The 11,998-nt window shown below is 62.8% G+C and carries 15 protein-coding genes; 4 read left to right on the forward strand and 11 right to left on the reverse strand.

What is annotated here, in order from left to right; genetic code table 11:
• The first annotated feature begins 180 nt into the window (after positions 1-180).
• On the forward strand, positions 181-330 hold the full coding sequence (locus K0M74_RS09030) for a hypothetical protein (protein ID WP_293970809.1): 150 nt from the start codon (positions 181-183) through the stop codon (positions 328-330).
• Here the strand turns inward: K0M74_RS09030 and K0M74_RS09035 are convergent.
• The 4 genes from K0M74_RS09035 to K0M74_RS09050 all read right to left on the reverse strand — a co-directional run bounded on the left by K0M74_RS09035 (position 327) and on the right by K0M74_RS09050 (position 2,689).
• Positions 327-566, reverse strand: coding sequence for a hypothetical protein (locus K0M74_RS09035; RefSeq protein ID WP_088440754.1), 240 nt, complete (start codon positions 564-566; stop codon positions 327-329). The genes K0M74_RS09030 and K0M74_RS09035 overlap by 4 nt on opposite strands.
• Before the next feature lie 228 nt (positions 567-794).
• A complete protein-coding gene (gene infA, locus K0M74_RS09040; RefSeq protein ID WP_088440753.1) occupies positions 795-1,058 on the reverse strand; it encodes a translation initiation factor IF-1 in 264 nt (87 codons plus the stop codon).
• A gap of 3 nt (positions 1,059-1,061) precedes the next feature.
• Entirely contained in the window at positions 1,062-1,268 is a 207-nt protein-coding gene (locus tag K0M74_RS09045) for a cold-shock protein (protein ID WP_293970814.1), read from the reverse strand.
• 188 nt (positions 1,269-1,456) lie between these two features.
• Positions 1,457-2,689, reverse strand: a complete 1,233-nt coding sequence (locus K0M74_RS09050) for an ATP-binding protein (protein ID WP_293970817.1) — start codon at positions 2,687-2,689, stop codon at positions 1,457-1,459.
• Between the two features lie 148 nt (positions 2,690-2,837).
• Here K0M74_RS09050 and K0M74_RS09055 point away from each other — a divergent pair, with 148 nt between their 5' ends.
• Both K0M74_RS09055 and K0M74_RS09060 read left to right on the forward strand, forming a co-directional pair.
• Entirely contained in the window at positions 2,838-3,251 is a 414-nt protein-coding gene (locus tag K0M74_RS09055; RefSeq protein ID WP_293970844.1) for a hypothetical protein, read from the forward strand.
• Positions 3,252-3,310: 59 nt separating this feature from the next.
• Entirely contained in the window at positions 3,311-4,312 is a 1,002-nt protein-coding gene (locus K0M74_RS09060) for a fumarylacetoacetate hydrolase family protein (RefSeq protein ID WP_293970820.1), read from the forward strand.
• 60 nt (positions 4,313-4,372) lie between these two features.
• On the opposite strand, the gene K0M74_RS09065 is transcribed toward K0M74_RS09060, so the two are convergent.
• The 7 genes from K0M74_RS09065 to K0M74_RS09095 form a co-directional block, all read right to left on the reverse strand.
• Positions 4,373-5,350 (reverse strand): type II secretion system F family protein, encoded by a 978-nt coding sequence (locus K0M74_RS09065; protein WP_293970848.1) that lies wholly within the window; start codon positions 5,348-5,350, stop codon positions 4,373-4,375.
• A 70-nt stretch (positions 5,351-5,420) separates the two neighbouring features.
• Positions 5,421-6,389 carry a type II secretion system F family protein gene (locus K0M74_RS09070; protein ID WP_293970823.1) on the reverse strand — a complete coding sequence of 323 codons (969 nt, stop codon included), beginning with the start codon at positions 6,387-6,389 and terminating at the stop codon, positions 5,421-5,423.
• 57 nt (positions 6,390-6,446) lie between these two features.
• Positions 6,447-7,721, reverse strand: a complete 1,275-nt coding sequence (locus tag K0M74_RS09075; protein WP_293970826.1) for a pilus assembly protein CpaE — start codon at positions 7,719-7,721, stop codon at positions 6,447-6,449.
• Positions 7,718-8,362 carry a CpaD family pilus assembly protein gene (locus tag K0M74_RS09080; RefSeq protein WP_293970829.1) on the reverse strand — a complete coding sequence of 215 codons (645 nt, stop codon included), beginning with the start codon at positions 8,360-8,362 and terminating at the stop codon, positions 7,718-7,720. The genes K0M74_RS09075 and K0M74_RS09080 overlap by 4 nt, the downstream gene beginning before the upstream one ends.
• A 25-nt stretch (positions 8,363-8,387) precedes the next feature.
• A complete protein-coding gene (locus tag K0M74_RS09085) occupies positions 8,388-9,869 on the reverse strand; it encodes a type II and III secretion system protein family protein (RefSeq protein WP_293970832.1) in 1,482 nt (493 codons plus the stop codon).
• 1 nt (position 9,870) lies between these two features.
• Entirely contained in the window at positions 9,871-10,908 is a 1,038-nt protein-coding gene (gene cpaB, locus K0M74_RS09090) for a Flp pilus assembly protein CpaB (RefSeq protein ID WP_293970835.1), read from the reverse strand.
• A gap of 54 nt (positions 10,909-10,962) precedes the next feature.
• Entirely contained in the window at positions 10,963-11,445 is a 483-nt protein-coding gene (locus K0M74_RS09095) for a prepilin peptidase (protein ID WP_293970838.1), read from the reverse strand.
• Between the two features lie 96 nt (positions 11,446-11,541).
• Between K0M74_RS09095 and K0M74_RS09100 the strand changes: the two genes are divergently transcribed.
• Positions 11,542-11,998, forward strand: a 457-nt coding sequence (locus tag K0M74_RS09100; protein ID WP_293970841.1) for an FAD-dependent oxidoreductase, incomplete at its 3' end; no start/stop codon positions are given.

Below are 11,998 nucleotides of genomic sequence, written 5' to 3' on the forward strand. Positions count from 1 at the left end.
GATAATATCGCCCGTCGCGCGCACCAGCAGGCCATTGTCGAAACAGGCGTGAAACAACTCCATCGCGCGCGCCGTCGGGGGCCCGGGGGGGGGGTGGCGGTGGCTTACGGCCCCCCCCCCCGGGGTGGGGGGGCCGTAACCAACCCGCCCCCCCCCCCCGGCGCCCCGACGGCGCGCGCGATGGAGTTGTTTCACGCCTGTTTCGACAATGGCCTGCTGGTGCGCGCGACGGGCGATATTATCGCCCTGTCGCCGCCCCTGATCGTCGAAAAAGTGCAGATTGAGGAGATGTTCGGGAAGATCGCCGACCTGCTCGACGCGGTCGATTAACGGTCCAGGTCGTCCATCTGCATCGCGGCGGCTTCGGCGTTCGCCTCGGCCTTGGCTGCGGTCGCGGCGACCTGGCGGGCGCGCGTGGCTTCCGTCTGAACCAGACGTTCGGCCATCGTGCGCCACGCCTGTTCGGCGCGCAGATTGCGGTCGCGAACCTGCGACAAGGTGCTCGCCGCCGCGTCGACGGCGCATTTATCGGCCTGGGCCTGATAGAAGTCACTGGTGTTCGACATGGCGGGTATCCTTTGGTCTGGGGTGGGTTAGTCGGTCGGTCTGATTGAGGTCAGTCGATCATCTGGGCGATCAGGCGGCGCAATTCGCTTTGCGACAGGGTCGGCGATCGCCGACTGGTTTTCCGCACTGGCGCGTTGATCGCAGCATAGGGGCGGAGAAGAGAAGGGAAGCTATTCGAAATTAAGTTCATATTATCCTGTATTCATTCATATTTTTGTTATCGGGGGTCAGCGCCGGTTGCCCTTGCGCGGACCGCTACCGGCCGGACCGGCGCCGCGATCACGATAGATGATGCGGCCTTTGGTCAGGTCATAAGGCGTCATTTCGACGCGAACGGCATCGCCGACGACCGACCGGATACGAAAACGTCGCATCCGGCCTGCCGTATAAGCGATGATCCGATGGTCATTTTCCAACGTGACGCCAAAGCGTCCGTCGGGCAGGATCTCATCGATCTGGCCGTCGAGGGTCAGTAGTTCCTCTTTGGCCAAAGATCAGGCCGACTGGATGTTGACGGCGGACACTTTGCCGCGCTGGTCGCTTTCCAGATCGTAGGAAACGCGCTGATCCTTGTTCAGCGTCGACATGCCGGCGCGTTCGAGGGCCGAGATGTGGACGAAGCTGTCGCCCGAGCCATCCTCATTGGCAATAAAGCCATAGCCTTTGTCGGTGTTGAAAAATTTTACGGTGCCGGTGGGCATGGGTCGTTCCTTTCACGGAAGCGGAGTTACCACCGATTCATATCGGCGGCGCCAGGAAGCGTGAGGAAGGAATGTCCTGCCAATGCGGCAACAAAATCCGTCGAAAGCGACGATAGCTTGTTAAAGATGGGCCATTCCGGGCCAAAAGTCAAGGACTGGCCGGTTTTCGCCGTGCCGCGCGCGGGCCGTCAGCCTTCGCTCAGCAAGGGAAATGTCACCGAAACCCGCGTTCCTCTGCCGACTTCGCTGTCGATATCGAGCTGTCCCTGGTGGCGCTCGCCGATATGCTTGACGATCGCGAGGCCAAGTCCGGTGCCGCCGACCGAGCGGCTGCGCGCCTCGTCAACGCGATAGAATCGTTCCGTCAGCCGCGGCAGATGATCGGGCGCGATGCCGTCGCCTTGATCGCTGACCGACAGGCGCACCCGGCTGCCCTCGCGCACCAGCTCGACCGTCACCGGGGTTCCGGCGTGGCCATATTTCATCGCGTTCGAGATGATGTTGTGCGCGAGCTGGCTGAGCTGGGCTTCATCGCCCAGCATCGGCTGCGCACCGTCGCCGAGCTTGGCCACCAGATCTTTCGCGCGCGCGGGTTCGCTGTCGCTCAGCTGGCCAATGGCGGTGCGAACGATCATGGCGAGATCGACCGTCGCCGTCGGACGGCGAAAACGGTCGGCCTCGACCCGCGAGATCGACAGGAGATCGATCACAAGCTGCTGCATCCGCCGCGCTTCGCGCTCGATGATCGATAGAAACCGGTCGCGGGTTGGCGCGTCGGTTTCGCCGTTCATTTCCTGCAATGTCTCGACATAGCCGAGGATGGCCGCGAGCGGTGTACGCAATTCGTGGCTGGCATTGGCGACAAAATCCGACCTCATGCGGTCGGCGGCGTCGATCGCCGAACGGTCGGACAGAAAGATGATGTTTTCACTACCCGACAGCGCTGCGATCCGCATCGTCCAGCGCTGGCCCGGCCGCGGAAAATCGATCAGATTGACCGGTTCGAGCGGCGTGCCGCCTTGGATGCGTGACAGCCATTCGGTTGCCGCCGGGTGACGTATCGCGGTTCGCACGTCGGCGCCGACGATATGGCGCCCGAGCAGTCTGACCGCGGCGTCGTTGGCGATGGTAACGATATTATCGGCGGTGCCGAGCAAAGGTTCTTTTTCCTGATCGACCCAATGCGCAAAATCGGGGTGACGAAGCAGCGATATCGGCGCCGTCTCCGCCGGGACGGGCAGGGCGCCCGAGCGATCGGGGGCAGCAAGCGGAAGCGCTCTGTAAACGGTGCCGGCGCCAGCACAGCCGGCGAAGGACATGATCGCGATGGCCAGTAGGTCGCCGCCCGTCAGCACGGCAAAAATTGCCGCGATGACGATCATAGTCAGCGCAATGACGAGGCTGGACAGGCGGTCGAACATCCTCCGCCGCCTCGCACGAAGCAAGGGGCGGACGCAAGGCCGTTTGCAGGTGTTAACGCTTGTGCGGCGAATGTCCCAAACCGGGATGTAGGCGCTCGTCAGCGGTGTTTTGCTTTTCCTTGCGTCCTCATTGGGTTATGCGCCGATGATGGATGAGAGCGAAATTCCCACTGAAAACGCCGTCGAAGCGGGCGATACCATTCCCTCGCGGCGGCGCATGCTGGCGTTGGGAGCGGTGGGGGTGTCGGCGGCGCTGACGATCCGCCCCGCCTTTGCGCAGACTGCCGTGTCGGTGATGAACTGCCAGATTCCCGTCCCCGGCCCGGGCGGCGCCGGAAAATTCATCGATACCCAGGGCAAGCTGGTCCCGCCTGGAACCAAGGGCGCATTTCCGGGGGCGCTGCGGCCCTTTACCGGGGAAGAAGTGAAGCGTGCGTTCCGCGGGCAGACACTGCCTGGCACGACGTATAATCAGTCGCAGGCGTATCTGCAGTACATCCGGCGCTTGCAGGCGGGGCAGAGCGGCTTTACCTGTTTCGCTTCGATTACGACGTCGCGCTGATTTTCGCTCCCTAGCCAAGCGATGTCGGTTCAGCCGCGTCGCCAGCCAAAGGAGTTTTCGTGAAACTAGCTTCGCTCAAACAGGGCCGCGACGGCCGTCTCGTCGTCGTTTCGGACGATCTGGCCTGGTATGCCGACGCCGGTCACATCGTTCCGACTTTGCAGGCTGCGCTCGACAATTGGGCCTATGCCGCGCCGCGTCTCGCAGCGCTGGCCGAAGATCTGAACCACGACGCAATTCCCAAGGAGCGTTTTCACGAACGCGAGGCGGCGTCGCCGCTGCCGCGTGCGTATCAATGGGCCGACGGCAGCGCCTATGTGAACCATGTCGCGCTGGTGCGGCAGGCCCGCGGCGCCGAAATGCCCGACAGCTTCTGGCACGATCCGCTGATGTATCAGGGGGGCAGCGATGCATTCCTTGGCCCGCGCGACCCGATCCCGCTCGGTGATCCCGCGTGGGGCTGTGACATGGAGGCCGAAGTGGTCGTGGTGACCGGTGACGTCCCCGCTGGCATTGATGCCGTTGCAGCGCGCGACTCTGTCCTGCTCGTGGGCCTGACAAACGACGTGTCGCTGCGCGGTCTGATCCCGGGCGAACTTGCAAAAGGGTTCGGCTTTTTCCAGTCGAAGCCGTCGAGCGCGATGTCGCCGGTGTTCGTGACACCCGAGGCGCTGGGCGAACGTTGGCGGGATGGCAAACTGCACGGCACGCTGTGCGTCGACCTCAACGGCCAGCCGCTCGGCCGTGCCGATGCTGGGGTCGACATGACCTTCGATTTCGGGGCGCTGATCGCCCATGCGGCCAAGACGCGCGATCTGGGCGCGGGGACGATCATCGGATCGGGGACGGTATCGAACCGCGACGCCGATGGCGGACCTGGCAAGCCGATTGCCGAGGGTGGCCTGGGGTATAGTTGCCTCGCGGAAGTGCGGACGGTCGAAACCATCCAGCAGGGCGAGCCAAAGACGCCGTTCATGCAAAAGGGCGACAGCGTGCGTATCTGGATGGATGACGAGCGCCACCACAGCATCTTTGGTGCGATCGAACAGCAGGTGATGTAAAGCGAAAAGGGGCGGGTTTGCGCCCGCCCCTTGTACCCTGTCTGCGAACCGTCGTGACGATCAGCCGAAGCTGCCGCCCGACATCGCATCGCTGAGCGAACAGGCCGCCGGACCCAGGATGACGATGAACAACACCGGCAGAATGAACAGGATCAGCGGCACCGTCATGATCGCGGGCAAGCGGGCGGCCTTTTCTTCGGCGCGCATCATGCGTTCGTTGCGGAATTCGGCCGATAGTACGCGCAGGGCACTGGCGAGCGGCGTACCGTATTTTTCGGTCTGGATCATGGTCGTGACCACGCCTTTCACCGATTCCAGATTGACGCGATAGGCCAGGTTTTCGAACGCCTGACGGCGTTCGGTCAAAAAGCCGAGCTCGATTGAGGTGAGCGCGAATTCCTCGCCCAGTTCGGGATAAGCGCGGCCCAGTTCCTTCGACACGCGCGAAAAGGCAGAATCGACCGTCAAACCGGCTTCGGCGCAGATCACGAGCAGATCAAGTGCGTCAGGAAGGCCTTTTCGAATGGCATCGGTCCGCTTGGTTCGCTTGTTCTCAACGAACAGATCGGGCGCTTTGTAACCAAGGATGAGCGCCGCCATTGTCGCGCCCGAACGCTTGAATGGCGTCAGGTCAGGCCACATGTCGAGGCCATAGATCAGGAAGGCAGCGAGACCGCCAAATACGATAGGCAGCACCAACCGGCCAAAGATCACCGCGACGGCCAGATCCTTTGACCGGATACCAGCCTGTGCCAGTTTCTGCTGAACCTCTTTGATCTGTTCTTCCTGCAGCACTTGCAGCTTGCCCAGGAAGGTGCGCATTTTGTCGGCATGCTGATTTTTGCGAACCAGCTTGGCGCGGCGTTTTGCGGTCGATGCGGTGATTCCCGCTTTCAGCTGTTCGCGGCGGTCGTTGAGCGCCTTGACGCGCTTGGTCATCGGATTGCGCACAGTCAGTGCGCCATAAATGGCGAACAGGACTGCGAAGACGCCCACCGCGGCCAGCACGGTGCCGGCCCAGATGACGTCGACGCCCATTAGTGTCGGGCCGGCCTGGGCGCCGGTGAAGGTGGTGAGAAGGAGGCTGCTGTTCACGGTTTTCGCCCCTTCAGATTTCGAAGCTGATCATTTTGGCCATGATGCCGGCGCCGATGCTCATCCAGACCAAACCCCCCAAGCCAGTGATGATGAGCCGTTGCTCGCTAAAAAAGCCAGCGAGGTAACTAGGATTCATCGACCAGACCACGCCAAAGACAAAGAAGGGTAGCGCGCCAACGATATAGGCCGAGGCTTTCGCTTCAGACGACATGGCGCGGATCTTCAGCTTCATTTGCGCTCGCTTGCGCAGCACGTCGGACAGGTTGGACAGCGTTTCAGCCAAATTGCCGCCCGTCTCACGCTGAATCTGGATCGTGATGCAAAAAAACTGGAACTCGGGCGTACCGAGCATCACTGCCGTTTCCTGCAGAGCGGCCTCCATCGTATTGCCGATGCGGATGCGCTCAATGACGCCTTTGAATTCTTCACCGACCGGTCCCGGGAGTTCCTGACTGACGATCTGGAAGGTTTCGGTGACCGGCAAGCCGGACCGCAGGCCGCGCACGAGCAGGTCGATCGCGTCGGGAAAGCGGGTAGTGAACTTCGCGACACGCTTTTTGATCGCACGGCCGACAACGAGATAGGGAAGGCCGAGGCTCAGGAAGAGCCCGATCATTGCCGCCAGCATAAACGGCGCGCGAATGACGAGCAATCCGGCGGTGACGACAACGAACAGCGCCATCGACGCAAACATATACTGCGTCAGCGTCCATCCCTTGCCGGTGCGACGAAGGCGCTTTTCCATCTCTTCGCGGCGCGGCATCAGGCTCGTCAGGCTTGTGCCGCCGCGGCCTGCCGACTGGATGGTCTTGCGCATCTGCGCCGCCACCACGGCCTCGGTCGAGGCCGCGTGGCGATCCTTCACCATCGCCAGTCGGCGCGTCTTTGCCTTGCCGACGGATGGCCCGCCCAGCAGGATGACGAGCAGGGCAAAGGCAACGAAGGCGCCCGCAATGATAAGGATGACTGGCAGGTTCATGTCGGCAGTTGTCCGCTTCTATCGCTTAATGGTGGTGACGACCCGCAAAGCTGTCCGTCAAGCCGCCTGTTTTGCGCCCTTTTTCGTCATGAGCCCCAGCTTGCCGAGCAGCGAGCCGCCCGATTTGCCCTTGGCCGCGGCTGCCTGCGCTTCTTCGGCTTCGATATCGGCGCCGTCGAGGATCAGGCGCATCAGATTGCTCCACACCAGGGCCGCTTTCGTACCCTTGCAGACCTCGGCGTAAGACTTTCCGAGCTTGGCCGATTGGCTGACCAGTTTCGGATCGAACGGGATGACGACGTCAATCTGGCGCTCGATCGAAGATTCGAATTCCTTGCGTGACAATTCGCCAATGGCATTCTGGAATTTGTTGGCCACCAACACCACGCGAGCGCCGGGCACATTCTGTTTGAACCAGGACAACAGACGAATCGTATCGCGCGCGGCCGCTAGCGTCACATCGCTGACCAGCAGGATCGTTCCGGCTTCCGCCACAAGGTGGGGGAAAGGGATCAGCACCTGACGCGGGATATCCACGATCGTCATTTCGAACGCGCCGCGCAGCTCTTCTTCCAGCTGGAAAAAGGCCGAACCGTCCGTCATCACCGGCTGGTGGATCGGCGCTTCCGCAGATAGCAGGCTGAGCTTGTCCGACGCACGCACCATGGCGCGTTCGATGAACAGGCCGTCGATGCGGCTGGGGTTGTCGATTGCGTCGATCAGGCCGCGGCCGGGCTCGAGGTCGAGCGTCAGCGCGCCGGTGCCGAAGTGGACGTCAAGGTCGAGAAGCGCGGTCTGGCGGCCCGCCTGTTCGCTCATCGCCCAAGCGAGCGAGGTTGATACGAGCGAAGCCCCAACGCCGCCACGGACCCCGACCACCGCCATCATGTGATGCGGTTTATCGTCGAGTGCGTCGGCATGTTTTGGCGCGGTCAGCATCGCTTGCGCCATCGTCAGCGATTCGCGAACCTGTTCCAGCGACAACGGCTTGAGCAGATAATCCTGGATGCCGCTCGACAGCAGGTCGCGGTACAGGCGGACATCGTTGACCTGGCCCGCCGCGATCACGACAGTGCCGGGTTCGCAGACTTCGGCGAGCGCGTTGATGTCGTTGATCGGGTCACCCGATTCCGACATGTCAACGAACAGGATGTTCGGGCTGGCGGACACCGAAAGCGACTGGACGGCATTGCGCAGACCGCCCTTGTTACATTTCTCGATGGGCCAGCCCATGTCGTTGGCCGCGGCGCGGATCAACTCCAGCGTATCGTCGTCGCAGACATAGGCGCTAAACGGATCGCGAAGTCCCGCTGATTTAAATGGCGCGTTCACTGGCCGCCTCCTTCGCTGGTTGCCTGGCCGCGCAGATCGCCGGCACCCGTTGGCGGCTTTTCGCGGAAGGTTTTGATCGCCCGCGTCGCCGTCGAGGGATCGTTGCTGTTGCTTCGCGCGCCCTTGATCAGGTCGTTCGGGTCGGCGACCATCGCAGCAAGGTTGCTGTTGGTCGCGCAGCCGTAATTTGACGAGGTTGCGTTGGTCGGATTGAGAGACGATTTCGTTGCCCAGTCGGGGCAGCCAGGAACGAAGGCGGAGGCACGCGTGACGATGATTCGCAGGTGGCCCTGCGGCACGGCACCATTGGTCACCGGCACATCGTTGCTGATCAGCAGTCCGCGACGTTCGATCATCGAACGCACCGTTGCCTGCGCCGAGGTGGCGCCATAAGCCGAAGGATCCTCGATCGAAATCCGGTCGCCGTAGCGCACGCCCATCGCGTCGAACCAGCCTTGCAGGCGACCTTGTTCGCTAGGCGGCAGTTCGCCGCTCGTGGCCGCCACATCGAATTGATGGATGGCATTGCGCACGACTGGCTGATGCACCGAATCGAGGCTGCGGTTGCTGTGGGCGGCGCCCGAGCATCCCGCGAGCGATGTGCTCAAGGCCAGGATTGTCCAAGTTGCGATTTTCTTCATCACTTTGCTCCTGAAATCCTGCACATCACTTGATGCTGAAACCGGGCGCGGCGTCGACGCTGCGGCCCCGCGGACGATCGGCATCGCCGACATTGGTATCGAGCCGCGGTTTCGGGCGGTCGCCGCCCGTCACGCCATCGCCCGTCTGGTTGAGAAGCAACCGCTGCAGGTCGTTGGCGTCCTGAAACGCGTCGGTCGGCAACTTGATCTCGTTCGCCGACACCGGCTGTACCAGATAGGGCGTGACCACGATGACCAGCTCGGTTTCGCCGCGCCGGAAGCTGTCCGATTTGAACAGCATGCCAAGCAGCGGCACGTCGCCGAGACCGGGCATCTTGTCGATCGCACCAATCGAGCGGTTGTTCATCAGTCCGGCGATCATGAAGCTTTCGCCTGATCCCAGTTCCACGGTCGTTTCGGCGCGGCGCACGGTCAGCGCGGGTACCTGGAAGCCGTCGAGTTCGATTGCACCTTCGGTTGAAAGTTCCGACACTTCGGGGCGAACGCGCAGGCTGATGCGGCCGTTGGACAGCACCGTCGGCGTGTAAGCCAGGCTGACACCATATTTGCGATATTCGATTGTGGTGCCGTTGAGATTGCCGGGGATCGGGACAGGGAATTCGCCGCCGGCCAGGAAATCCGCAGTCTCGCCAGAAATCGCGGTCAGGTTCGGCTGCGCCAGTGTCGCCACCATGCCCGACCGTTCGCCCAGATCAAGCGAAGCAATCAGATCGAGCCCGAACAGACGGCCAGCGCCGGCCAGGCTGCGCGTGCCAGAGGGTGTCGTAATGTTATAGGTCGTGTTGCCATTCGCGTCGGTGGTGATCGATCCTGCGCTGCGGCCGCCGAAAACGCCGCCGAGGAACCCGTTGCCCAGCGGGCCATCGGTATCGCGGGTCAGCACATTGCCACTGATTTCCTTGACCAGCGAACGGTTCACTTCAGCGATGCGGACCTGCAGGTTGACCTGCAGCGGTGTTGCCGTGCGCAGCCGCGACAGCACTTTGGTGCCTTCGCCGACAAACGCCTGAACCAGCATTTCGGCCTCGGCCGCATCGTCGGGCGATTGGACCGTGCCGGTGAGCAGCACAAAGCCGTTCATCGTGTTCGCCGAGATGCTCGCGTCGGGCATCGCCAGCGAAAGCATCTGGTCGATCGTTTCGATGTTGTTGCCGACGCGGGCGACGGTCGAAAACACGACCCGGCCGCTGGCGTCGGTGGCGTAGATACTGGTCTCGCCCGGCTTCTTGCCAAAGATGTACAGCTGACGACCCGAGCGGACCTGAACATCAGCGACTTCGTCATTGGCGACGAAGATGTCGGTCATCGCGGCAGGAAGGCTGATCAGGCGGCCGCGGCCGACCGACAGGTCGATGCTGCTGCTGGCGTTCTGGGTCGCCTGCGCCGCGACGGGCGCTGAAGGAGCGGAAACCAGTGTCGCTGCCACCAGGCCGATGGCCAGGGTGCGGGCGAGGGCCGCTGCCTTGAAATTGGCTTTGCTGTTCATCTTACTTACCCCCAACCGAAACTTCGGTCACTTTGTCGCCGCGGGTGACGCGGACGACCGGCCCACTCGATGCTGCCGTCCCATAATTGCCGCCTGAAGGCGCCGCGGGCATTCCAGCTGCTTGCTGCTGCGGACGCGATCCGCCGCCGACACGGCCGCTGACCGGGATCCAGAAACGCGATACGTCGCCGCCGGTTGTCGCCGTCTTCGACGTCACAGGGCGCGCCTGAGCCTGCGCCAGCATGCGGCGTTCGGCTTCGGTGCCGCCCTTGGCGGGAACGCTGATCTCGCCCGAAGCAATCGCTGCTTCAAGTTCGCCGCTGCTTTCGGCCAGCGGGCGCAGCGCGAGCGACAATTTGCCCATGCTCTGCGCCACCGCGATGCGTTCTGCGAGTTCGGGCGTCGCCTCGAGCGTGACCGAACCGAAGGTACGGACCGGGGTTTTGCCGGTCTCGTCCTCGGCGTCGTAGCGCTGGTCGGTGGCGAGCACGCGGACATTGCGTACGATCGTTTCGGCGGTGAAAATCTGGTCGTCGGGATAGGAACTGCCTTCCTTGACCTCAATGGTCTGGGCGAGCAGCACGTCGACGCGGTCACCCGGGAAGACGAAGCCGGCGACACCCTGTTCCTGGCTGACCTTGACCGTCACGGCACGCATGCCGGGGCCAAGCGCCGCAGCAAGGAAGCCGCGATCGTCCGGATGGACGAGCGCGCCCTGGGTAAGCGGCTGACCGGCGGTGATCGGATAGCGCACGACGGTGCCGACCAACGTGTTGACGTCGGTCTTTTCCTTCATGAAATACGCTTTTTCGACCAGCTCTTTCGGCCAGGGCTGGAACCGGAAGCTGTCTGGGCCGATGATCGTCCCCACTGGCAGCTGCCGCGTCGCGACCAGGATCATCGGGCCGGTAATCTCCGGCGCCGCTGCGGCCCGAGCGTTCGGGGCCGAAGCTCCCCGCATCATCTGGTTGACCCCGAATGCCGCACCGATCGCAATGACCAGCGCGCCAACGATCAGCATAATCTTTCGCGTATCCATGACGATTTTTCGCCTCCTAACACCAGCCAGACACGGCGGTGTTTGCCCTCAGGTTCATCCGATAGCCTGAAACTGGTTAAAATATTGTTGGTGAAGCGCCCAAAGTCCGGCAGCGGCGATGGCCACCCCATAGGGCACCTCCACCGGCTTATCGGAACGGCGTAATTTCAAATGTATAAGCATGATCGCCGACAGGATGCCGCCGCCAATTGCCATGACTGTCAGTGTCGGCAGGAACAGCGGTAGCGGGATCCAGAGCATGACCGCCCCGATCATCTTTACATCGCCCCCGCCCATCGCTCCGATTGCGAACAAGCCGGCGAAAACGAGGAAGACGGCAAAGGCGGCGCCGAACTGAAGCGGGATGTCGGGCCAGACCGAAAGGCCGCTCGCGATCCAGAAGGGGATTGCCAGCAGCGCCACGGCCGCGTTGAGCTCGTTCGAGATAGTCCGTGACCGGAGGTCGCTGATCGCCGCGGCGATCATCAACAGGCCTAACACGGCCATCAGGCCAAGGGAGATCGTGCCGCTGTCCATTGGCGACCTCCTACGCAATATGGCTTACCAAAGAGTAACCATGCGCGGCGGGCGGTGCGGCTTGCATTCCGCGGGCCATTGGATATGCGGCGGGGCATGACCGCCGCGCCGCCCTCTGCCACCGACGTGCTGATCGTCGGCGCGGGCATCGCCGGCGCCAGTCTGGCCGCTGCGCTGGCGCCCTGGCGCCGCGTCATGCTGATCGAGGCGGAAGATGCGCCGGGCTATCACGCGACGGGCCGTTCGGCCGCATTCTGGCATGAGACCTATGGCGGCGCGCGAGTCCAGCCGCTGTCGGTTGCATCCTTCGACACCCTTGCCCGCCCGGCGCCCGAATTTTCCGAACATGGATTCCTGTCGCCGCGCGCCGCGTTGACGATCGGCCAGCGCGGCGAAGCGTCAGCAGTCGATGCCTTTACCGCTAAGTTTTCCGCCAAAGGCGTCGAGGTTGTCCGGATGGGCGCGGCCGAGATCGCCGGAAGAATCCCGGGTATCCGCCCGGAGTGGAGCGAAGCGGCCTATGAGGCGGCGTGCAGCGACTTCGATGTCGCTG

Source organism: Sphingopyxis sp. (genome assembly GCF_019459305.1).
In the GTDB taxonomy this organism is placed as follows: Bacteria; Pseudomonadota; Alphaproteobacteria; order Sphingomonadales; family Sphingomonadaceae; genus Sphingopyxis.

Bases quoted from the DNA above. Each gene is read 5' to 3' on its own strand.
- K0M74_RS09080 (WP_293970829.1), bottom strand. From the start codon at position 8,362: ATGAAGAAAATCGCAACTTGGACAATCCTGGCCTTGAGCACATCGCTC.
- cpaB (WP_293970835.1), bottom strand. From the start codon at position 10,908: ATGGATACGCGAAAGATTATGCTGATCGTTGGCGCGCTGGTCATTGCG.
- K0M74_RS09045 (WP_293970814.1), bottom strand. From the start codon at position 1,268: ATGCCCACCGGCACCGTAAAATTTTTCAACACCGACAAAGGCTATGGC.
- K0M74_RS09070 (WP_293970823.1), bottom strand. From the start codon at position 6,389: ATGAACCTGCCAGTCATCCTTATCATTGCGGGCGCCTTCGTTGCCTTT.
- K0M74_RS09035 (WP_088440754.1), bottom strand. From the start codon at position 566: ATGTCGAACACCAGTGACTTCTATCAGGCCCAGGCCGATAAATGCGCC.
- K0M74_RS09055 (WP_293970844.1), top strand. From the start codon at position 2,838: ATGGATGAGAGCGAAATTCCCACTGAAAACGCCGTCGAAGCGGGCGAT.
- K0M74_RS09050 (WP_293970817.1), bottom strand. From the start codon at position 2,689: ATGTTCGACCGCCTGTCCAGCCTCGTCATTGCGCTGACTATGATCGTC.
- K0M74_RS09065 (WP_293970848.1), bottom strand. From the start codon at position 5,350: ATGGGCGTCGACGTCATCTGGGCCGGCACCGTGCTGGCCGCGGTGGGC.
- K0M74_RS09095 (WP_293970838.1), bottom strand. From the start codon at position 11,445: ATGGACAGCGGCACGATCTCCCTTGGCCTGATGGCCGTGTTAGGCCTG.
- K0M74_RS09085 (WP_293970832.1), bottom strand. From the start codon at position 9,869: ATGAACAGCAAAGCCAATTTCAAGGCAGCGGCCCTCGCCCGCACCCTG.
- K0M74_RS09030 (WP_293970809.1), top strand. From the start codon at position 181: ATGGAGTTGTTTCACGCCTGTTTCGACAATGGCCTGCTGGTGCGCGCG.